This is a genomic window from Streptomyces sp. NPDC101151, assembly GCF_044768335.1.
Taxonomy (GTDB): Bacteria; Actinomycetota; Actinomycetes; order Streptomycetales; family Streptomycetaceae; genus Streptomyces.
Genome location: NZ_JBIWPP010000055.1, coordinates 21,738 through 44,771, shown reverse-complemented (window position 1 = coordinate 44,771; position 23,034 = coordinate 21,738). Strand labels below are relative to the sequence as shown.

Sequence of the window (23,034 nt, the reverse complement as noted above, 5' to 3'; positions counted from 1 at the left end):
GGACCGTTCGGCGCCGTCAGACCATTGGACGCACCGTCCTGATTCACCGCCGAACCCCGCACCACCGCCAGCACCGGATGCCCCAGACGCCGCGCCTCCGACAACCGCTCCAGCACGAGCATTCCGGCGCCCTCGGACAGGGCGGTGCCGTCCGCGGCGTCGGCGAAGGACTTGGCGTGGCCGTCGTCGGCGAGGTTGCGCTGCCTGCTGAAGTCCACGAACGTGTCGACGGTCGACATCATGGACACACCGCCGGCCAGCGCCAGGCTGCACTCGCCCTGCCGCAGCGACTGCGCGGCCAGGTGCAGCGCCACCAGGGACGACGAGCACGCCGTGTCGACGGTGAGCGTCGGGCCCTCCAGACCGAGGGTGTAGGCGACCCGCCCGGAGGCCACACTGCCCAGACTGCCGTTGCCGAGATAGTCGCGCACGGACTCGGGGGCGTGGGTCAGCCGGCTGCCGTAGTCGTGGTACATGACGCCCGCGAAGACACCGGTGCGGCTGCCGCGCGCGGAGTGCGGATCGATGCCGGCCCGCTCCAGCGCCTCCCAGGACGTCTCCAGCAGCAGCCGCTGCTGCGGGTCCATGGCCAGGGCTTCACGCGGGCCGATACCGAAGAAGTCGGGGTCGAAGTCGGCGGCGTCGTACAGGAATCCGCCCGCCCGGGTGCTGCAGTGGCCGGCCTTGCCCGGCTCGGGGTGGTACAGCCCGTCCAGGTCCCAGCCGCGGTCGGCGGGGAAGGCGCCGATGCCGTCACCGCCGTCGGCCAGCAACCGCCACAGATCCTCGGGCGTGGTGACGCCGCCGGGGTAGCGGCAGGCCATGGCGACGATGGCGACCGGCTCGTCCGGTCCCCGCACAGCGACCTCGGGGGCGGTCTCGGCCTGCGCTCCGAAGAGTTCCGTCCGCAGATGTCCCACGAGCGCGCCCGCGTCGGGGTAGTCGAAGACGAGGGTGGCGGGCAGGCGCAGGCCGACCGCGTTGCCCAGGCGGTTGCGCAGTTCCACCGCCGTCAGCGAGTCGAAGCCCAGCTCGCGGAAGGAGCGCCGCGGATCGAGGGTCATGTCGTTGCCGTGTCCGAGCACGGCGGCGGCGTGGGTGCGGACCAGGTCCTCCAGGGCGGCGTCGCGTTCGGCCGGGCCGAGTGCGGCCAGCCGGTCGGCGAGCGACCGCGAGCCCGCGCGGGAGGCCGCGGTACGGCGGGTGCGTGGGGGCACCAGACCGCGCAGCACGGCCGGGACGTCGCCGGCGCGGCGCAGCACGGCCAGGTCGAGGCCGACCGGAACAAGCAGCGGCTCGTCGGCGGCCAGGGCGGCGTCGAGCAGGCGCAGACCTTCCTCGGTGGACAGGGAGCGGACGCCCGCGCGGGCCATGCGGTCCACGTCGGCGTCGGTGAGGTGGGCGGTCAGTCCGGTGCGCTGCTCCCAGAAGCCCCAGGCCAGGGAGTGGGCGGGCAGACCGTGGTGCCTTCGGTGGACGGCCAGTGCGTCGAGGAAGGCGTTGGCGGCGGCGTAGCCGGACTGTCCGGAGCCGTCGACCGTGCCGGCGGCCGAGGAGAACAGGACGAACGCGGCGAGGCCGAGGTCGCGCGTCAGCTCGTGCAGATGCCAGGCGGCGTCGGCCTTGGGCCGCAGTACGGCGTCGAGACGCTCGGGAGTCTGGTCGGTCACCAGTCCGTCGTCGAGGACACCGGCGAGGTGGACGACCGCGGTCAGCGGGCGGTCGGACGGCACCTCGGCGAGGAGCCCGGCCAGTTGCTCGCGGTCGGCGGCGTCGCAGCGGGCCACGACGATCTCCGCGTCGAGTCCGGCGAAGTCGTCGACGGCGGTTCCGCTGCGCCCGGCGAGCACCAGTCGGCGCACGCCGTGCTCGGTGACCAGGTGCCGGGCGACCAGCGCGCCGAGGACACCGGTGCCGCCGGTGATCAGCACGGTGCCGTCCGGGTCGAGGGACGGCGCCTGTCCCCGCGGTGTGGCGCGGGCCAGCCGGGGCACGTGCACGGTGCCTTCGCGCAGGGCGAGTTGGGGTTCGTCGCTCGCCGCGGCGGCGGCCACCGCGGCGGCCACGTCACCGTCGGCGGAGTCCACCAGCGCGAACCGGCCGGGATGCTCGCCCTGCGCGGCCCGGACCAGGCCCCATACGGCGGCACCCGCCAGATCGGTGACGTCCTCGTCCCCCACCGCGACGGCGCCTCGGGTGCGCACCAACAGCTTCGACTCCGCGGCGCGTTCGTCCGGCAGCCAGTCCTGGACGGCGGTCAGTACCCGCTCGGTCGCGCGGCGCGTGCCGGTCACCGGGTCGTCGTCGACGGCCGGGAGCACGACCCACGCGGGAAGGGTGTCCAGGGCTGCCACGCCCCGTTCGTCCAGGACGGCGTACTCGGGTGCGGTCGGCTCGGGCACCGGCAGTGCGGGCCAGTCCAGGCGGTACAGGTCGTCGGCGCGGGCGGTCGAGGTGAGTGCGGCCGGGTCGACGGGCCGGGAGACCAGGGCCTCGACCTCGGCGACCGGGGCGCCCGTGGGGTCGGCCAGCCGGAGGGAGAGCGTCTCGCCGCCGTGCAGCCGGACGCGCAGGGCGGTGGCCCCGGCCGCGTACAGCGACACCCCGGTCCAGGCGAAGGGCAGACGGGCGCTCTGCTGGCCGTCGGTGCCGAGGCCGTCGGCGTGCAGGACGGCGTCGAAGAGGGCCGGGTGCAGCGCGAACGCTTCGGCCTCCACGGGCAGTTCGACCTCGGCGAAGGTCTCGGCGCCGCGCCGCCAGGCCGCGCGCAGTCCCTGGAAGGCGGGCCCGTAGTCGTAGCCGAGGGCGGCCAGTTGCCCGTAGGCGTCGTCGACCGGTACGGGCTCCGCGCCCGGGGGCGGCCAGGCTGTGAGATCGAAGGCGGGCTCGGCGGTCTGCGGGGTGAGCAGGCCGGTGGCGTGCGCGGTCCAGGCCGGGTCGTCGGAGCCCTCGGGGCGGGAGTGGAGGGTCAGCGCACGGTGCCCGGAGTCGTCGGCGGCGGCCACGTGCAGCTGCAGCTGGACCGCGCCCCGGTCGGACAGCACCAGCGGTGCCTGGAGGGTGAGTTCGGCGAGGTGCCCGCAGCCGAGGTCGTGGCCGGCGCCGAGCGCCAGCTCGACCAGGGCGGTGCCGGGCAGCAGGGTGGTGCCGGACACCGCGTGGTCGGCCAGCCAGGGTGCGGTGGCGGTGGAGAGCCGGCCGGTGAACAGGGTGCCGCCCTCGGCGACCGGGACGGCGGCGCCCAGCAGCGGGTGGCCGGTGGTCTGGAGCCCGGCGGCGGTGACATCGCCGGCGCCGGCGGACCGGCCGAGCCAGTACCGCTCGCGCTGGAAGGCGTACGTGGGCAGGTCGGCGGCGCGTACCGGCATGCCGCTGAACACGGCCGACCAGTCGACCGGGACGCCGGCCACGAAGGCTTCGCCCAGGGCGGCCAGGACGCGCTCGGGGCCGCCGTCGTCGCGGTGCAGCGAGCCGAGGCCGGTGACGTCGGCGCCCGCTGTGTCGGCGGTCTCCTCGATGCTGTGCAGGAGCACGGGGTGCGGGCTGCACTCGACGAACACTCCGTACCCGGCGTCGAGCAGGGTGCGTGTGGTCGGTTCGAACAGCACGCTCTGCCGCAGGTTGGTGTACCAGTAGCCGGCGTCCAGGCCGGTGGTGTCGAGCCGGGCTCCGGTCACGGTGGAGTAGAACGGCACCTCGGCGGGCCGGGCCCGAACGCCCGCCAGGTCGGCGAGCAGTTGCTCGCGGATCGACTCGACGTGCGCGGAGTGTGAGGCGTAGTCCACCGGGAGCCGCTTGGCTCGGTCACCGCCGGCCACGATCGTCTCGCGGAGTTCGTCGAGGGCGTCCGCGTCGCCGGAGAGCACCACGGAGGAGGCGCCGTTGACGGCGGCCACCGCGATGCGGCCGTCGTAGCGGGCGACGAGGTCGCGCACCCGTGTCTCCGGCAGGGCCACCGACATCATGCCGCCGCGGCCGGAGAGTTCCCGGGCGATGGCCCGGCTGCGCAGGGCCACGATGCGGGCCCCGTCGGCCAGGGAGAGCGCGCCGGCCACGCAGGCGGCGGCGATCTCGCCCTGGGAGTGGCCGATGACCGCCGCGGGCCGAACGCCGTGCGCACGCCAGAGCTCGGCGATCGACACCATGATCGCCCACAGCACGGGCTGGACGATGTCCACCCGTTCCAGCGGCTGTCGCGCCCGCACGGTCTCGATGAGGTCCCAGTCGGTGACGGGGGCGAGAGCCGCGGCGCAGTCGGCCATGGTGGCGGCGAACCCGGGTGAGGTGTCGAGCAGGTCGGCGGCCATACCGGCCCACTGGGAGCCCTGGCCGGGGAAGACGAAGGCGATGCGGGACTCCCCCGCTGGCCTGCCGCGCACCACGTTCGGCGCGAGGCCGCCCTCGGCGAGCGCGGTCAGGCCCGCGGTGAGGGCGGGCAGGTCGGCGCCGGTGACGACCGCCCGCTCGTCCAGTGCCGCGCGTCCGCGGGCGAGCGTGTGGGCGACGTCGGGAACGGGGTCGGTGGCGGCGGTGAGGTGGTCGAGGAGGCGGCGGGCCTGGGCGGCCAGGCCGCGCTCGCCGTTGCCGGACAGCACCAGCGGGAGCGGCCGGGTCCAGGAGGGGTCCTGCGTACGGGGCTCGTGCTCGGGGGCGGCCTCGACGATGACGTGGGCGTTCGTGCCGGAGATGCCGAAGGACGACACCGCTGCGCGGCGGGGCTCGCCGTCCGCGGGCCAGTCGCGGGCCTCGGCGAGCAGTTCGACGGCGCCGGCCGCCCAGTCGACCTGCGAGGTCGGCCGTTCGGCGTGCAGGGTCCTGGGCAGCCGGCCGTGCCGCATCGCCATCACCATCTTGATGACGCCGGCGACACCCGCGGCGGCCTGCGTGTGCCCGATGTTGGACTTGACCGAGCCGAGCCACAGCGGCTCGTCGCGATCCTGCCCGTAGGTGGCCAGCAGGGCCTGCGCCTCGATCGGGTCGCCGAGCGGGGTGCCGGTGCCGTGGGCCTCGACGGCGTGCACCTGGCGGGGTTCCAGGCGGGCGTTGGCGAGGGCCGCGCGGATGACGCGCTGCTGGGAAGGGCCGTTGGGGGCGGTGAGGCCGTTGGAGGCGCCGTCCTGGTTGACGGCGGTGCCGCGGACGACGGCCAGCACCGGGTGCCCGTTGCGCCGGGCGTCGCTGAGCCGTTCCAGCAGGATCAGGCCGGCGCCCTCGCCCCAGCCGGTGCCGTCCGCGCCTTCCGCGAAGGACTTGCAGCGGCCGTCCAGCGCGAGACCCCGCTGGCGGGAGAAGTCGATGAAGGTGTCGGGGGTGGACATCACCGTCACGCCGCCCGCGAGGGCCAGGCCGCACTCGCCGGTGCGCAGCGCCTGCACCGCGAGGTGCAGGGCGACGAGCGAGGAGGAGCAGGCGGTGTCGACGGTGACCGCGGGGCCTTCCAGGCCGAGGATGTAGGAGACACGTCCGGAGGCGACGCTGCCCAGGTTGCCGTTGCCGAGATAGCCCTCGACGCCGTCCGGCACCTCGGTGAGCCAGCTGCCGTAGTCGTGGTACATGACGCCCGCGTAGATGCCGGTGCGGCTGCCCTTGAGGCTGTGCGGGTCGATGCCGGCGCGTTCGAACGCCTCCCAGGCGGTCTCCAGCAGCAGCCGCTGCTGCGGGTCCATCGCGAGGGCCTCACGCGGGCTGATGCCGAAGAAGCCGGGGTCGAACCGCGGCGCGTCGTACAGGAACCCGCCTTCGCGGACGTGTGTCCTGCCGGGGACGTCGGGGTCGGGGTCGTAGATGCCCTCGACGTCCCAGCCGCGGTCCGCGGGGAAGTCGCCCACGGCGTCGGCGCCGGCGTCGACCAGCTGCCACAGCTGCTCGGGCGTGCTGACGCCGCCCGGGTAGCGGCAGCTCATGGCGACGATCGCGACGGGTTCCTGCGCCGCCTCGGTGATCTGGTCGTTCTGCCGGCGCAGCCGCTCGTTCTCGAGCAATGACTCGCGCAGCGCCTCGACGATCTGCTCGACGGATGTGTCCACGGTCGGTGTCGCTCCCTGCTGGTCGGCGGCGCTGGTGACGCGGTGGAAGGTGCGCCGGAACGGGGGCCCGGTGCCGGACGCGGCGCGTCGTCGGGCACCGGGTGGAGGTCACTGGGTGCCGCTGCGGTCGAGCGCGGCGCGCACCAGGTCGGCCACGGCCATCGACTTGATGTCCAGGGCCCGGTCGGTGGGGGCGGGGGCATGGGCCGGTTCGGACAGCTTCAGCAGGCTGTCGAGCAGGCCGGCTTCCCGGATGCGGGCGACGGGGATGCCGGAGATCAGGGCGCGCAGCTCGTCGTCGTGCGGTGGGGCGGATGGCTCGGGGTCGGCGGTGTCCGGGAAGAGCCGTTCGAGGAGGTGGCCGGCGAGCGCTGCCGGGGTGGCGTAGTCGAAGATCAGCGTGGAGGGCAGGCGCAGTCCGCTGACCGCGTTCAGCCGGTTGCGCAGCTCGACGGCGGCGAGCGAGTCGAAGCCCAGCTCGGTGAAGGCGCGGCGCGGCTCGACGGCGGCGGGTCCGGCGTGGCCGAGGACGGCGGCGACCTCGGTGCGGACCGTTTCCAGGACGGTGTGTTCGTGGTCGGCTGCGGGGAGTCCGGCCAGCTGCTCGCCAAGGGTGCGGGTCCGGCCGTCGCGGTCCGCACGGTGGGTGACGCCGCCCAGGGTCCGCAGCACGGCCGGGAGGTCGTCGCCGCGCCGGCGCAGGGCCGCGCTGTCCAGCCGTACGGGTACCAGGGCGGGGTTGCCGGAGGCGACGGCGGCATCGAACAGCTCCAGCCCTTCGTCCGGGTCGAGCGCGCCGATGCCGGAGCGTTCGATGCGCTGGACCTCGGCCGCGTCGAGGCCGGCGCCCATGCCGCCGCCGGACCACAGGCCCCAGGCGAGGGAGGTGGCGGGCAGGCCGAGGGTGGCGCGGTGGGCGGCGAGCGCGTCGAGGAAGACGTTGGCGGCGGCGTAGTTGCCCTGTCCCGAGGCGTCGATGGTGCCCGCGGCCGAGGAGAACAGCACGAAGTGGGACAGCTCCCGGTCCAGGGTCAGTTCGTGCAGGTGCCAGGCGGCGTCCGCCTTGGGGCGCAGCACGGTGTCCAGGCGTGCCGGGGTCAGCGAGGCGACCAGGCCGTCGTCGAGGACACCGGCGGTGTGGACGACGCTGTCGACGGGGTGCGCGATGAGCAGGGCGGCGAGCGCGGCGCGGTCGGAGACGTCGCAGGCGACGATCTCGGCGTCGGCGCCCGACTCCGCCAGCTCCGCGCGCAGTCGAGCGGCGCCGGGCGCCTCGGGTCCGCGGCGGCTCGTGAGCACCAGACGAGTCACGCCGTGCCGCTCGGCCAGGTGCCGGGCGACCAGGGCGCCGAGTCCGCCGGTGCCTCCGGTGACGAGGACGGTGCCCCACGGGCGGTCCGGACGCGGGGCGCCGGGCTCCTCCGCGCGCACCAGGCGCGGGGCGCGCGCCCGGCCGTTGCGCCATCGTGTCTCCGGCTCCCCGGAGTCGATGAGGGCGGCCAGCGCGGCCCGGTCCGGTACGGGGCCGTCGGGCCCGGACCGTGCCACGAGGAGGATCCGGCCGGGGTCCTCGGCCTGTGCGGCCCGCACCAGCCCGTGCACCGGGGCGTCGGCGAGTGCGCCGCAGGTGAGGACCACGAGCACCGCGTCGCTGTAGCGGTCGTCGGCCGACCAGGCACGCAGGGTCTCCAGGGTGCGGCCCAGGACGGTCCGCACGGCGTCGGGCAGGTTGCCGCCCTCGGCAGGCGGGGCGGTGACCGGCAGGATCACCACGTCGGGCACGGTGGCGCCGAGCGCGTCCAGATCGGCGTGTGCCGGGGCGCCGAGGCCGAGGTCGTCGTCGCCGAGGACCGCCCAGGTACGGCGGTCGGGGCGCCCGGCGGCCTCGGGCAGCGGTACGTCGGTGACGGCGTAGAGATGGCGCTGCTGCCGGGCGAGCCGGTCGGCGGTGACGGGGCGCGTGACGTACGACTCGACGGTGGCGAGCGGCCGGCCCTCGGTGTCCGCCAGTTCGATGCGGGTGCCGTCGGTACCGCGGGTGACGCGGACGCGGGCGGTGAGGGAGCCCCGGGTGTGCAGGGTGACCCCGGTCCAGGCGAAGGGCAGGGCGATGCCGTCGGACCGCTCGCCGGGCTCCGCTTCGCCGTCCAGCAGCGAGGTGACGTGCAGGGCGGAGTCCAGCAGCGCCGGATGCAGGGCGTGGCGTGCGGCGTCCTGCCGTGCGCCCGCGGGCAGTTCGAGTTCGGCGAGCAGGGTGTCGCCGTGCCGCCAGGCGGCCCGTACGCCGCGGAAGACGGGGCCGTAGTCGTAGCCCTCGGCGTGCAGGCGCGGGTAGAGGCCGGTGACGTCGAGCGGGGTGGCGCCGGGCGGCGGCCAGGTGGCGGGGCCGGTCGCGGGCGGCGCGGCGCGGCCGGTGAGGGTGCCGGTGGCGTGCCGGGTCCAGCTCTCGTCCACGGGGGCGCTCTCGGCACGCGAGTGGATCTCGACGGTGCCGTCGGGGCCGGTGGCGACCTGCAGGCGTACGGCGGTGTCCGCGGGCAGCACCAGCGGGGCCTGCAGGGTCAGTTCCTCCAGGACGGGGCGTCCGGTGAGGTGTCCGGCGTGCAGGGCGAGGTCGACCAGCGCGGCACCGGGCACCAGGACCGTGCCCAGCACGGCGTGCTCGGCGAGGACCGGATGGGTGGCGGTGGAGATCCGGCCGGTGAGCAGCAGACCGGCATCGCCGGGCAGGTCCAGCCGGGCGCTCACCAGCGGGTGGTCGGCGGCGGCGAGCCCGTGCCCGGCGGCGTCGCCGACGGCGACGGCGGGCGTGGGCAGCCAGTACCGGCGGTGCTCGAAGGCGTAGGTGGGCAGCTCGACACGGCTTCCCGCGTACGCCTCGTACAGCACCGCCCAGTCGACGTCCGAGCCCCGCGTGTGCACGGTGGCCAGGGCGGCTAGCAGGCCGGGCAGCTGGGCGGTGTCCTTGCGCGCGGTGGCGACGAAGGCGGTGTCCTCGGCGTCCGGCAGGCAGTCGGGGCCCATGGCGGTGAGCACCGGTGCGGCACCGAGTTCGAGGAAGGTGTCGGCGCCGTGTTCCGCCAGTGTCGTGACGGCGTCGGCGAAGCGCACGGTCTCCCGTACATGCCGTACCCAGTAGTCGGCGGAGCCGAGTTCGGCGGCGGTGGCCGGGGCGCCGGTGAGGGTGGAGACGATCGGCACGGCCGGTTCCGCCGCCTCGATGCCGGTCATGACCTCCCGGAACGCGGCCAGCATGGGCTCCATACGGGGCGAGTGGAAGGCGTGCGAGACGCGAAGCCTGCGGGTGGTCGTGAAGTGCGCGGCGACCTCGGTGACGGCGTCCTCGTCACCGGAGACGACCACGGCGCGGGGCCCGTTGACGGCGGCGATCCCGCACCGCCCGTCCAGCAGCGGGGTCACCTCGTCCTCCGACGCCTGTACGGCGATCATCGCGCCGCCCTCGGGCAGCGCCTGCATGAGCCGCCCCCGGGCGGCGACCGCGGTGACGGCGTCCTGCAGCGACCACACGCCCGCTGCGTGCGCGGCGGCGAACTCGCCGACGGAGTGGCCGGCCAGCCGGTCGGGTCGCAGCCCGAAGGACTCCAGCAGCCGGTAGAGCGCCACCTGGGTGGTGAACAGCGCGGCCTGGGTGTAGACGGTCTGCTCCAGTGCCTGGGCATCGTCGCCGAAGACGACCTCGGCCAGGGGCCGTTCCAGGTGCTTGTCGAAGAGGGCGGCGGCGCGGTCGAAGTGCTCGGCGTAGACGGGGAAGGCGTCGTACCAGTCGCGGCCCATGGCGGGGCGCTGGGCGCCCTGACCGGAGAACAGACAGGCCAGGGTGCCGTCGGTGGCGGCGCCGGTGACGAGCAGCCCCGGCGCCTCGGTGCCGCGTGCCAGGGCGTCGAGCCCGGCGGCGGCCTGGTCGTCACCGGTGGCGAGGAGCACGGCCCGGTGGGGGTGGGTGCCGCGGGTGGTGGCCAGGGCCAGACCGAGGTCGGCGGGGGCGGTGCCGGTCAGCTCCAGCAGGCGCCGGGCCTGGCCGCTCAGGGCCTCGGGCGAGCGGGCGGAGACCGGGAGGGCGAGCACCGGCGGTGCGGTGGCGGGGTCGGCCTTCGGGGGCCCGGGCTCGGTGAACTCCTCCAGGATCACATGGGCGTTGGTGCCGCTGATCCCGAACGAGGACACACCGGCGCGGCGCGGCCGGTCAGGCGCCTGCCACGGGCGCTGTTCGGTGAGCAGTTCCACGGCGCCCGCGCTCCAGTCCACCTGGTCGGAGGGCGCGTCGACGTGCAGGGTCTTCGGCAGGGTGCCGTGCCGCATCGCCATCACCATCTTGATGACACCGGCGACACCGGCGGCGGCCTGCGTGTGTCCCATGTTGGACTTGACGGAGCCCAGCCACAGCGGCTCGTCGCGGTCCTGCCCGTAGGTGGCGAGCAGGGCCTGGGCCTCGATCGGGTCGCCGAGGGTGGTGCCGGTGCCGTGCGCCTCGACGGTGTCGACGTCGGCCGGGGAGAGCCCGGCGGCGGCCAGCGCGGCGCGGATGACGCGCTGCTGGGAGGGGCCGTTGGGGGCGGTCAGGCCGTTGGAGGCACCGTCGGAGTTGACGGCGGAGCCGCGGACCAGGGCGAGCACCCGGTGGCCGTTGCGGCGGGCGTCGGAGAGGCGTTCGACGACGAGCATGCCGGCGCCCTCGCCCCAGCCGGTGCCGTCGGCAGCGGCCGCGAAGGACTTGCAGCGGCCGTCGGCGGCCAGCCCGCGCTGCCGGGCGAAGTCGACGAAGGTGTCCGGCGTCGACATCACGGTGACGCCGCCGACCAGGGCGAGATCGCACTCGCCCTGGCGGAGCGCCTGGGCGGCCAGGTGCAGGGTGACCAGCGAGGAGGAACAGGCGGTATCGACGGTGACGGCGGGCCCTTCGAGGCCGAGGGCGTAGGCGACCCGGCCGGAGACGACGCTGCCGAGGCTGCCGTTGCCGAGGTAGGCGGCGAGGTCCTCGGGCACCTCCGCCAGCCAGGTGCCGTAGTCGTGGTACATGACGCCCGCGAACACGCCGGTGCGGGAGCCGCGCAGGCGGTGCGGGTCGACGGCGGAGCGCTCCAGCGCCTCCCAGGACACCTCCAGGAGGAGCCGTTGCTGCGGGTCCATGGCGGTGGCCTCGCGGGGACTGATGCCGAAGAAGCCGGGGTCGAACTCGGCGGCGCCGTACAGGAAGGCTCCCTCGCGGGCGTAGGTGCGGCCGGGGGTGCCCGGCTCCGGGTCGTAGAGCGCCTCGGTGTCCCAGCCGCGGTCCGCGGGGAAGCCGCCGACCGCGTCGACGCCGTCGGCGACGAGCCGCCACAGGTCCTCCGGGGAGCGGACCCCGCCGGGGTAGCGGCAGCTCATGCCGACGATGACGATCGGGTCGTCGTCCGGTGCGGTGCGGGTGGCGAGGGCGGGGGTCTCCCGCGGGCCGGTGCCGAAGAGCGTCTCGCCGATGTGGCCGGCGAGTGCGCGGGAGGTGGGGTGGTCGAAGACGAGGGTGGCGGGCAGCCGCAGTCCGGTGGTGGTGCCCAGCCGGTTGCGCAGTTCCACGGCGGCCAGCGAGTCGAAGCCGAGGTCGGTGAAGGCCCGGCCGGGGTCGATGGCGTGCGGCCCGTCGTGCCGGAGCACGGCCGCCACCTCGGTGCGCACCAGCTCCAGCAGAGCGCGGTCGCGGTCGGCGACGGGCAGCGCGGCCAGGTGTCCGTCGGCGGCCGCGGCGGGGGCGGTGCTCGCCGTGACCCGGCGGGTGACCGGGCGGACGAGGCTGGCCAGCAGCGGCGGTATGCCGTCGGGGCGGCGGCGTACGGCGGCGGCGTCGATCTCCACGGGCACCAGATGGGGTGCGCGGGAGCGGAGGGCGGCGTCGAACAGCTCCAGGGAGCGTTCGGCGGACAGGCCGGGGATGCCGTAGGCCGCGATGCGCTCCAGGGCCGTGTCGTCCAGCGCGGCGCCCATGCCGCTGTCGGTGGCCCACAGGCCCCAGGCGAGCGCGGTGGCCGGCAGGCCGAGGGCGGCGCGGTGCCCGGCGAGGGCGTCGAGGTAGGCGTTGGCGGCCGCGTAGTTGCCCTGCCCGGGTCCGTCGAGGACGGCGGCGAGGGAGGAGAAGAGCACGAAGTGGGCGAGGTCGCGGTCCCGGGTCAGCTCGTGCAGGTGCCAGGCGCCGAGCGCCTTGGCATGGAAGACCTCGTCCAGTGTCTCGTCGGTGAGGGTGTCCACGATGCCGTCGCGGACGGTGCCGGCGGCGTGGACGACGGAGTCGGCAGGGTGCTCGTCGAGCAGGCGGCGCAGGGCGTCGCGGTCGCCGACGTCGCAGGCGGCGACGGTCACCTCGGCGCCCAGGGCGGTGAGTTCGGCGTGGAGTTCGGGGGCGGTGCCGCGCCGGCCGGCGAGCACCAGACGGCGGACGCCGTGCGCGCGCACCAGGTGCCGGGCGAGCAGCGCGCCGAGGCCGCCGGTGCCGCCGGTGACGAGGACGGTGCCCCAGCCGGCGGCGGGGGCGGGCTCGGCGGCGGGCTGCGCGGTCAGCCGTGGCACTGCGAACCGGCCGTCGGCCAGGGAGAGTTCGGGTTCGCCGGTGGCGAGGATCGCGCGCAGGTCGGCCTCGGAGGGCAGCGCCTCGTGCTCGACGAGCACATAGCGGCCGGGGTTCTCCGCCTGGGCGGAGCGGACCAGGCCGCGGACGGCCGCGTGGACGGGGCTGCCCGGCGGGGTGACGACGACGAGCCGGGTGCCGGCGAGCCGCTCGTCCGTCTGCCAGGTGTGCAGCAGCCGCAGTACCTGGCCGACGTGGGCGCGCGCTTCGACCGCGTCGGCGCCCGCCGGGCCGGGCACGCGGTGCACGACGGCGTCCGGGGCGGGGCCGTCGAGCAGAGCGTCGACGGCGTCCGCGAGGGGGTCGGCCGCGCCGTCCAGGACAGCGGTGCGCAGGGGCGTGGTGGTCGCCGGACGGGGGTACGGCGACCACTGCACGGCGTAGAGGACGTCGCCGTCCGGTACCGGACGGGAGGTCAGGGCCTCGATGTCGGCCACCGGGGCACCGGTGGCGTCGGCGAGGTGCAGGGCGATGGTGTCGCCGCCGCTGGTGTCGCTGCCGCGGGTGATCTTCACGCGGAGGGCCGGTGCGCCGGTGGCGTGCAGCGTGACGCCGGTCCAGGCGAACGGCACCAGCACCTCGGGGCGCGGCGGGGCGTCGAGGTCGGCGGCGTGCAGCGCGGCGTCGAGCAGCGCCGGGTGCAGGCCGAACTCCGTCGCACCGGCGGCGGCGTCCTCGGGCAGGGCGACCTCGGCGTAGACGTCGTCACCGTGCCGCCAGGCGGCACGCAGCCCCTGGAAGGCGGGCCCGTACCCGTAGCCCTGGGCGGCGAGGTCCGCGTAGACGTTCGCGGTGTCGAGCGGCCGGGCGTCCTGCGGCGGCCACACGGTCAGGTCGGCCGCGCCGGCCGGGGCGGCGGCGGTGAGGACGCCGGCGGCGTGCTGGGTCCAGGGGGCCGCCTCGTCGGCACGGGTGTGGACCGTGACATCGCGGCGTCCGGAGTCGTCGGGCTCGCCCACGGCGACCTGGACGGCGACGTCGTCGTCGGCGCTCAGGACCAGCGGTGCGCCGAGGGTCAGCTCCTCCAGGGTGCCCGTGCCGACGTGGTCGCCGGCGCGCAGGGCGAGTTCGACGAAGGCGGTACCGGGGAAGAGCACGCGGCCGGCGATGACATGGTCGGCGAGCCAGGGCTGGGTCCGGGGGGACAGCCGCCCGGTCAGCACCACGCCCTCGGCGCCGACGGCGACCACGGCCGCGAGCAGCGGGTGGCCCGCGGGGAGCTGGCCGAGGCCGGCGGCGTCGGTGGCGGTGCTCTGCGCCAGCCAGAAGCGCCGCCGCTGGAAGGGGTAGCCGGGCAGATCGACGCGGCGCCCGCCCAGGCCGGCGAAGTGCCGCTGCCAGTCGACCGGGACGCCCCGGGCATGGGCGGCGGCGAACGCGGCGAGGGCCTCGCGGGTCTCGGGCCGCTCGCGCCGCAGCACCGGCAGGAAGGCGGCGCCGGGTACGTCGGTGCAGTCCGGGCCCATGGCGGACAGCACCGCGTCGGGACCGATCTCCAGGAACGTCCGTACCCCGGTGTCGGCGAGCGTGCGGACGGCGTCGTGGAAGCGGACGCGGGCGCGGACGTGCTCCACCCAGTACTCGGGGTCGCACAGCTCGGAGCCGACGGGGCCGCCGGTGACGGTCGACACCACCGGCAGCGTCGGCCTGGCGTAGTCCAGGACGTGTGCGATCCGGCGGAACTCGGCCAGCATCGGTTCCATCAGCGGCGAGTGGAAGGCGTGGCTGACCCGCAGGCGCTTGGTGTCGTGGCCGCGCGCGGCGAGTGCGGCGGCGATGCGCTCCACGTCGGCCGCGTCGCCGGAGACCACGACGGCGGCGGGCCCGTTGACGGCGGCGATGCCGGTGCGCGGCGTGAGCAGCGGCGCCACCTCGTCCTCGGTGGCGCGTACGGCGACCATGGCGCCGCCCGCGGGGAGTTGCTGCATGAGCCGGCCGCGTGCGGCGACCAGGATCGTCGCGTCCTGGAGGGTGAGCACGCCGGCCACGTGTGCGGCGGCGATCTCGCCGACGGAGTGCCCGGCGAGCTGGTCCGGGGTCAGGCCCCAGCTCTCCAGAAGACGGTGGAGGGCGACCTCCACGGTGAACAGGGCGGGCTGCGCGTACTCGGTACGGTGCAGCAGCTCGGCCTCCGGGGTGCCGGGCTCGGCGGACAGGACGTCCTGCAGCGGCCGGCCGAGCTGGAGGTCGAAGTGGGCGCAGACGTCGTCCAGGGCGTCGGCGAACACCGGGTGGGTGGCCGCGAGTTCGCGGCCCATGCCGATGCGCTGGCTGCCCTGCCCGGTGAACAGGAAGCCGAGTTCGCCGTCGGCGCGAGCCGTGACGGGCGCGGTGCCGGAGGCCAGGTCGTGGAGCGCGGCGCGCAGTTCGGCGCGGTCGGCGGCGACGAGGACGGCCCGGTCGTGCAGGGCGGGCCGGGTGGTGGCCAGCGAGTGGGCGAGGTCGAGCGGGTCCGCCTCGTCGGCCAGGGGCAGCAGGTCGGCGGCGCGGGCCCGCAGCGCGGCCTCGCCGCGGGCGGAGAGGGCGAAGGGCAGCGGCGTCCCGGCGGGAAGGGCCGGGCGGGCGTCCGCGTCGGTGGCCTCCGGCTCGGGCTGCGGCCGTTCCAGAATGAGGTGTGCGTTGGTCCCGCTGACCCCGAACGACGAGACACCGGCCCGCCGGGCCCGGCCGGTGTCGGGCCACGCACGCCCCTCGGTGACGAGTCGCACGGCCCCGGAGGACCAGTTGACGTGCGGGGTGGGCTCGTCGACGTGCAGCGTCGCCGGTATCTGCCCGTGCCCCATGGCGAGGATCGTCTTGATGACGCCGGCGACACCGGCGGCGGCCTGGGTGTGCCCGAGGTTGGACTTGACGGAGCCGATCAGCAGCGGGGCGTCGGCGGGGCGGCCCCGGCCGTAGGTGGCGAGGAGGGCGGTGGCCTCGATGGGGTCGCCGAGCCGGGTGCCGGTGCCGTGCGCCTCGACGACGTCGACATCGGCGGCGGTGAGCCCGGCGTCGGCGAGGGCCCGGCGGATCAGCCGCTGCTGGGAGGTGCCGTTGGGCGCGGTCAGGCCGTTGGAGGCGCCGTCCTGGTTGACGGCGGAGCCGCGGACGACGGCCAGCACCTCGTGGCCGTTGCGCCGGGCGTCGCCGAGCCGTTCCAGGACGAGCACGCCGACGCCCTCGGCGAATCCGGTGCCGTCGGCAGCGGCGGCGAACGCCTTGCAGCGGCCGTCGGGCGCGAGGCCCCGCTGCCGGCTGAAGGCGGTGAACACTCCGGGACCGCCCATCACGGCCACACCGCCGGCGAGTGCGAGGGAGGACTCGCCCTGCCGCAGCGAGCGGCACGCCAGGTGGACGGCGACCAGGGAGGCGGAGCAGGCGGTGTCGACGGTGACCGCCGGCCCTTCGGCGCCCAGCACATAGGCGACCCGGCCGGAGATCACGCTGGAGGCGTTCCCGGCGAGCAGATAGGCGTCGAGTCCGTCCGGGGCGTCGTGCAGGCGCGGCCCGTACTCCTGCACCTCGGCGCCGAAGAACATGCCGGCCGGGGTGCCGCGCAGCGCCGTTGGGTCGATGCCGGCGTCTTCCAGAGCCTGCCAGGACGTCTCCAGCACGAGCCGCTGCTGCGGGTCCATGCCGAGCGCCTCGCGCGGGCTGATGCCGAAGAACTCGGCGTCGAACTCGGTGGCGGTGTCGAGGAATCCGCCGCTGCGGACGTAGGCGCTGCCGGGCACCTCGGGGTCCTCGTCGAAGAGGGCGTCCAGGTCCCAGCCGCGGTCCTGCGGGAAGCCCGACAGCACCTCGCCGCTCTCGGTCAGCAGCCGCCACAGGTCGGCGGGCGAGGAGATGCCGCCGGGGAAGCGGCAGCCGATGCCGACGACGGCGATCGGTTCGTCGGGGGCGCCGTCATCGGCCGGCTCGGTGTGCTCGTCCGCCCGGCCGTCCACCTCGGCGAGCAGCCGGGCGGCCAGATCGTGGACGGTCGGGCAGTCGTACGCGAGGCCGACCGGCAGCTCGAGACCGGTCCGCTCGGTCAGCCGTCGGTGCAGGTCGACCGCGGCGAGCGAGTCGAGTCCCTGCGCGGAGAACGGAACGGCCGGGTCGAGCACGTCCACCGTGCCCGGCCGGGCCGCCTCGATGGCCTCGGTCGCGGCCCCACGCACCAGTTCGGTCACCAGCCTGCGGTGCTGGGACGGTACGGCCGTGGCGAGCCAACGTGCCAGAGCTGAATCGGATCCGGGCCCGTTCATCCACGCATCTCCACTTTCGGCCGACACCGGTTTTCCTCACCTTTTTCCACACCGTAGTGACGGCCTCCGAAAGGCCACACCCTTAAGCACCCCTAGGGGCGGGCACCTGGGAAGGCCACGCGTCCTCGGGGTCGTGCCGGTCGTACGAACGGCGTACGTAGGACAGGGAGTCGAGCAGGTCCGCGGAGGTGATGGCCTGTGCCGGGCGGACGTCGGCGATACCGTTCAGCGGCATCTTCCCGATGTCGGACCAGTACAGCCGGCCGTCCGCGCCGATATAACTCCGGCTGAATCCGGCGTTGTCGGGATGCAGACAGTAGGGAACGTCGAGAAGTCCCCTGGAGAATGCCGTCAACAGTCCCGCGCCGAGGTCGTCGTCCAGCTCCAGCACCGCGTTCACCAGGGCCGAGGCCTCGGCGTACGTCTGGGTGCCGGTGCCGTCCAGCGGAGCCCGTCGCGTGTGTGCGGCGACCGCCGCCGCGTATTCGAGGGCGGCGACGTTCTCGGCGACCGACGGAATGCGGCGGGATTCCGCCACGGTTTTCACGATGAGCCGTTCGGAACCGCTGGCGACGGTGAGTTCGGCCGCTTTCCCGAGCAGCCGGTAGACGCCTTCCTCGGTTTCCGGAAACAGGCCCATGTAGGCGTAGACGACGACATGCCAATCGGTGTTCGGCAGGTACTGCGCGCACAGGCTGCGCAACGCGGCCACCGCTTCGGCGTCCTGGCGCGGATCGGTCTGCTGGGCGTAACTCAGCGAAATGCTCCGGATGCCGTGGCGGCGGAAGAAGATCGCCTCCAGGACGCTCACGGCGACGAGCAGGCTGGGAGGGCAGAGCTGGCCGAGGACGCAGCCGCCGAAGGTCTCCAGGTGCGGATCGGCGCCCGACGCGCCGAGGGTGGCCAGCAGTTCGCAGGAGGCGGCCCAGTGCGCGACGGACTCGCGCAGCGGGACCCGGCCGTAGGGCAGGCAGTAGGAGACCGGCCCGCCCTCGGAGGCGTCGAGTCCGACGGCCGTCAGCGCCCGGAAGATGTCCTGCGGGGCGGCCGAGCCGTGCCGGACCTGGACCGGGAAGCCGGGGTCGTGGATGCCGGCGAGCACCTGCAGGGTGGTGGCAGTCTCGTGGCTCACGATCGGGTAGCCGTTGAGGGCGACGCCCTCCAGGACGGCCAGTTTGGCCGACTCCAGGTCGCCGACCCGGGTGTAGCTGTCCAGGGTGATCGTGCCGACGGTGGTCGCCGTGGTGTCCCGGGTGGCGAGCAGCCCGGCCCGCATCAGGTCCGGGCTGCTCATCCCCATCCGGGGCTGGACCACCAGCTGTCCGGCGTCGTGAGCCCGGCGCACGAACGCGCCGAACCCGACGCCGGTCACACCAGGGCCCGCTGCGGCAGCGTGTCGAGCATCCGCCGGAAGGCGGCGACGCCTTCGGCGCTGTCGTCGAACACCTCGTCGTAACCGGCGGCGCGCAGCGCGGTCACCTCCTCGCTGCCGCAGGGGCCGGCGATGCCGAGCTTGCCGCCGATGACGGCGGGCACACCGGCGAGTTCGGGGTGCTCGCGCAGCCGGGTGACGGTCCGCATTCCGTCGTGGTAGCCGTGCCCGTTGACGCTGCTGACCACGATGAGGGCCGGGCGGTGGGCCAGGGCCTCGGCGATGAGGAGGTCCTCGGGGACGCAGGGGCCGAGGTTGACCACGCGGTGCCCGTGCTCCTCCAGGAGGAGCTGGAGGTAGACGAGGTTCCAGGTGTGGGAGTCGGAGATGCCGCCGGCCACCAGGACGGGCTGGTCGCCGGGGGTGGGGGGTGTCGGGTAGGGGCTCATCACAGGGCCTGTCCGTGTTCGTAGGTTCGGGTGTGCTGGATGCGGGAGACGGAGACGAGGTCGTCACCGCGGACGACGATCTCTGCGGGTGCGGGCCTGCCGAGGAACATCAGCAGGCTGGCCGTGGGGCCGTAGGCGCCGGCGTTGGGGACGGTGAGCAGGTCGCCCGGTGCCGGTTCGGGCAGCGGCACGTTCCGGCCGAGCAGGTCGCCCGGGGTGCACAGCGGCCCGGCGAGGCTCGCGGGTGTGCCGTCCGCGCCGACGGACTCGTGCGGCTCGACGGACACGGGCAGGATGCGGCCGAGGCCGGACATGCCGCCGAACGTGTTGATGCCGGCGTCGAGGACGACATAGCGGTGGTCGCGGCTGTCCTTGACGTTGACGACCGAGGTGAGCAGGGTGCCGCTGTCGGCGACCAGGTAGCGGCCCGACTCGCAGGCGATCCGCGGACTGCTCTGGCGCCAGCCGGGGAAGTGCTCGTCCAGCGCCTCGGCCAGGGCGTCGCGCAGCTCGCCGTACACCGGCCGCTCACCCTGCACCGCGTACGGCGCGGCGAAGCCGCCGCCGATGTCGACGAAGCGGAAGGTGACGCCGAGGGTGTCCTGGAGGGCGGCGGCGGTCTCGATGGTGTGGCGGAACTCGGCGATGAGGCTCGCCTCGTCCTTGGCGTTGCTCAGCGGGAAGAAGTGCAGCCCGGCGATGCTGGTGCCGGGCACGTCGCGCAGTTCGGCGGCGAGGCCGGGCAGGGTCTCGCTGTCGAAGCCGAACTGCGAGGGCACCCCCGTCATACGGATGCTGGTGGCCGCCGCGCCGGTGGCGTTGTTGACCCGGATCAGGCAGTCGGCGGTGAGGCCGAGCCGGAGTGCCGTCGCGCCGACGCGGCGGAGGTCGCCGGGCGACTCCGTGGAGAAGAGGCGTACGCCGCGCGCCATCGCCTCGGTCAGTTCCCCGGTGGTCTTGCCGGGTCCGGTGTAGAGGATCCGGTCGCCGGGGAAGCCGGCCTGCAGGGCGGCGTCGAGTTCGCCGACGGAGCTGATCTCGGCGCGGCAGCCGCGGGCCCCGCCCGAGCGCAGCTCGCGCAGCAGCTCCGGGTGCGGGTTGGCCTTGGCGGCGTAGAACACCTCGACCTCGGCGGGCAGCGCGGCGAACAGGTCGTCGCGGGCCGTGGCCACCCGGTCCAGGTCGTAGACGTAGGACGGGGTACCGAAGCGCTCGGCGAGCTCGGTGCGGCCGGTCACGGGGTGGTTCCTTCCAGGAGACGGGCGAGCTGCTTGCGGTCGTGCTTGCCGTGCGGGGTCAGCGGCAGCTCGTCGACGACGCGGCTCACGCCGGGCACCTTGGCGGGCTCCAGCCGCAGTGACAGCTCCTTCAGCAGGGTGTGCGGGTCGATGGAGCCCTCGGCGAACACCGCGAGGTCGCGGCCGGGGGCGGGCGGCAGGACGGCGGCGGCGCGGACGCCGGGGACGTCCGTGGCAGCGCTCTCGATCTCCGTGGTGCTCATGCGCACGCCCTTGTGCTTGAACATGTCGTCGCGGCGGCCCTCGTAATACAAGAAGCCGTCCTCGTCGACGTGTCCGAAGTCGCCGGTGTGCAGCCTGAGTCCGCCGTCCGGGGCGGGGCGGAAGGCGCGTGCGGTCTGTTCCGGTGCGCGCCAGTAGCCGGGCATGACATGCGGGCCCTCGACCACGATCTCGCCGGTCTCCCAGGGCGGCAGCCGGTTGCCCTGGTCGTCCACGACGAAGGCGCGGGTGCCGGGCAGCGGGCGGCCGACCGAGTCCGGTCTGGCGTCCTGGTGGGCGGGCGGCAGCACGGAGACCCGCTTGCACTCCGTCTGCCCGAACTGGATGATCACCTCCGCGCCCGGGAACGCCGTGCGCAGCCCGTCGGCGGTGGCCTTCGGCAGCGCGGCACCGGTGTTGGTGAACATGCGCACCCGGGACTGCCGGCTCGGTTCGCGTTCGGCGAGGGCGCAGATCATGGTGGCCAGGGAGGGCACGATCGGGACGACGGTGGCGCCGGTCTCCCGGATACGGCGCAGCAGCACCAGGTCCGACTCGCCGTCGGCCAGCACGAGTTCGCTGCGTCCTGCCGCGGTGAGCAGCACCTTGTAGAGGCCGTAGTCCCAGGAGACGGGGAAGCGGCAGAACACCACGTCGTCGGGGCGGTAGCCGAGTTCCAGGTTGATGGCCTCGGTGGCGAAGACCATGGAGCCGTGCGGGCAGATCACCGCCTTGGGGGCGGCGGTCGAGCCGGAGGTGTAGACGAGGACGGCTATGTCCTCGGGGCCGACCCCGGCTCCGCCGGACCGTGCCCCCTGGACGCGCAGCGCGGTGATCTCCTGCGACGCCTCGCCGAGGCCGAGCACCGGGACGCCGTCGGCGAGGGCGGCGATCCGGTCGACGGCGGGATCGGTGACGACGATCAGCGAGGGCTCGGCGTTGGCGACGACCGCCCGCAGGTGGTAGTCCTTCATGCCCGTGTTGACGGGGACCAGGACGGCGCCGCGGCGGGCCGCGCCGTACAGCAGCGCGACCAGTTCGCGGGTGCTGGGCAGTTGGACGAGGACCCGGTCGCCGTGTCCGATGCCGCGCCCTTCCAGCCAGGCGTCGACGGCGTGGCTGTGGGCGGCCAGTTCCCGGTAGGTCCAGCGGCCGGCGGCGTCGGCGACCGCGGGGGCCTCGGGGCGCTCGGCGGTGGCCTCGTCGAGCAGGTCGTGCACCCGTGCGTCGGTACGGGCCTGCACTGTCGGTTGACCGTTCACTGCGACTCCTGCCGCCTTTCGTGTGTGCGTCCTGCCCCGGCGGACTGCCCCATGGCCGTGGCCCGGGAGGCGAGCTTCCTGCGATCGGTCTTGCGGTTGGAGTTGAGCGGGAGCGCGTCCAGGTGGTGGTAGGCGCGCGGGACGACCGCGGCCGGCAGCAGCTCCCGCAGATGGCGGGCGAGCCGGGCGGGTGGCACGGGTTCGCCGGTGTGGAAGACGGCCAGCTCCACCGTGCCGTCCACGGGCACCGCCACGGTCACGGCGTCCTCGACGCCCGGGCAGGTGCGTGCGGCGGCGTCCACCTCGGCCAGTTCCACGCGCACCCCGTGCACCTGGACCTGCGCGTCCTGGCGGCCCAGGTAGAGCCAGCCACCGTCGTCGGCACGCCTGACACGGTCGCCGGTGCGGTAGAAGCGACGACCGTCCCGCTCGAGGAACCGTCCGGTGTCGTCGGCCGGGTCGAGGTAGCCGGGGGTCAACTGGGGCCCGGCGATGCACAGTTCGCCCTCGCCGTCGGTGCTGGGCGCGCCGGAGGTGTCCAGCAGCAGCGTCTCGTGGCCCGGGTGGACGGCGCCGATGGGCACCATGTCGTTCAGGTACCGTCCCGGCGACCAGCGCTGTGCGGTGACGGTGATGGTGAGCTCGGTCGGACCGTACAGGTTCTCCAGCGTCGCGCCCGGCGCCGCGGCGGCCCAGTCCTCGGCGTCCTTGCAGCTGAGCGCCTCCCCCGCGAAGAAGCTCCACCGCAGCGACGGCAGCACGCCCGGCACCAGCCCGCCGGTGCGGCGCACCAGGGTGATCGCGCTGGGCGTGGAGAACCACACGGTCATGCGCTGCTCGTCCACGAACTCCGGCAGGTGCGCGTACGCCTGTGCCGGGACCGGTACGACGGTGGCGCCGGCGCCCCAGGCACAGAACAGGTCGAACATCGCGCAGTCGAAGTTGAGGTCGAAGGTCTGCGAGAAGACGTCGTGCGGACCGAAGTCGTAGCGCTGGTCGAGCAGACGGAAGTAGTGCGCGGTGTTGGCGTGGGTGACCGGCACTCCCTTGGGCCGGCCGGTGGAGCCGGAGGTGAACAGCACATAGGCGGTGTCGGAGGGCCGGGCGGGCATGGGGGACTTCAGGGCGCTGTCCGCGTCGACGGCGAGCGCCGGCATCGGCTGCCCGCCGGGCGCGAAGAGCGTCGGCAGGGTGACACCGGAGGCGTGCAAGGCGGTCAGGGCGGGCAGGGCGTCGTCGTCGGCGAGCAGCGCGCCGACCCCGGCGGCCTCGATCATCTGCCGGGTGCGGGCGGCGGGGAAGGCCGGCTGCAGCGGCACGACGGTGACGCCGCTGTACAGGCCGGCCAGCAGGGCCGCGTACGCCGTGGGTCCCTTGCCGGCCGGCACACCGACGGCGGGCGGCTGTTCGGGGAGCCCGGCGAGCAGGGAGCCGGCCAGGACCAGGGCGCGTTCGTGCAGTTCGCGGTAGGTGGTGTCGACGCCGTCGGCGCGCAGCGCCGGCCGGTCCGGGGCGAGGGCCAGGCCGCGCAGGAACCGGCCGGACAGCGTGCCGTCCATGGTGGGGTCCACGGTGGCC

7 protein-coding genes are annotated in these 23,034 nt (G+C 74.9%); all 7 read right to left on the bottom strand.

Features of this window, described 5'->3' with window-relative positions; translation table 11 throughout:
* Window positions 1-6,026: SDR family NAD(P)-dependent oxidoreductase (locus ACIRU3_RS43820; protein WP_404069417.1), on the bottom strand; the 6,026-nt coding region annotated here is incomplete at its 3' end.
* 108 nt (window positions 6,027-6,134) lie between these two features.
* A complete protein-coding gene (locus tag ACIRU3_RS43815; protein ID WP_404069415.1) occupies window positions 6,135-16,874 on the bottom strand; it encodes an SDR family NAD(P)-dependent oxidoreductase in 10,740 nt (3,579 codons plus the stop codon).
* A gap of 82 nt (window positions 16,875-16,956) precedes the next feature.
* Complete coding sequence (locus tag ACIRU3_RS43810) at window positions 16,957-18,246, bottom strand: methylaspartate mutase (protein WP_404069413.1); 1,290 nt, start codon at window positions 18,244-18,246, stop codon at window positions 16,957-16,959.
* A complete protein-coding gene (locus ACIRU3_RS43805) occupies window positions 18,243-18,695 on the bottom strand; it encodes a cobalamin B12-binding domain-containing protein (protein WP_404069411.1) in 453 nt (150 codons plus the stop codon). Before ACIRU3_RS43805 ends, ACIRU3_RS43810 begins: the two co-directional genes overlap by 4 nt.
* Entirely contained in the window at window positions 18,695-19,933 is a 1,239-nt protein-coding gene (locus tag ACIRU3_RS43800) for a type III PLP-dependent enzyme (protein WP_404069409.1), read from the bottom strand. Before ACIRU3_RS43800 ends, ACIRU3_RS43805 begins: the two co-directional genes overlap by 1 nt.
* On the bottom strand, window positions 19,930-21,456 hold the full coding sequence (locus tag ACIRU3_RS43795; RefSeq protein ID WP_404069407.1) for an AMP-binding protein: 1,527 nt from the start codon (window positions 21,454-21,456) through the stop codon (window positions 19,930-19,932). The genes ACIRU3_RS43800 and ACIRU3_RS43795 overlap by 4 nt, the downstream gene beginning before the upstream one ends.
* Complete coding sequence (locus ACIRU3_RS43790; RefSeq protein WP_404069405.1) at window positions 21,453-23,015, bottom strand: amino acid adenylation domain-containing protein; 1,563 nt, start codon at window positions 23,013-23,015, stop codon at window positions 21,453-21,455. Before ACIRU3_RS43790 ends, ACIRU3_RS43795 begins: the two co-directional genes overlap by 4 nt.
* Between the last annotated feature and the right edge of the window lie 19 nt (window positions 23,016-23,034).

Coding starts and splice junctions, on each gene's coding strand:
- ACIRU3_RS43805 (WP_404069411.1), bottom strand. CDS start 18,695: ATGAGCCCCTACCCGACACCCCCCACCCCCGGCGACCAGCCCGTCCTG.
- ACIRU3_RS43815 (WP_404069415.1), bottom strand. CDS start 16,874: ATGAACGGGCCCGGATCCGATTCAGCTCTGGCACGTTGGCTCGCCACG.
- ACIRU3_RS43790 (WP_404069405.1), bottom strand. CDS start 23,015: ATGGACGGCACGCTGTCCGGCCGGTTCCTGCGCGGCCTGGCCCTCGCC.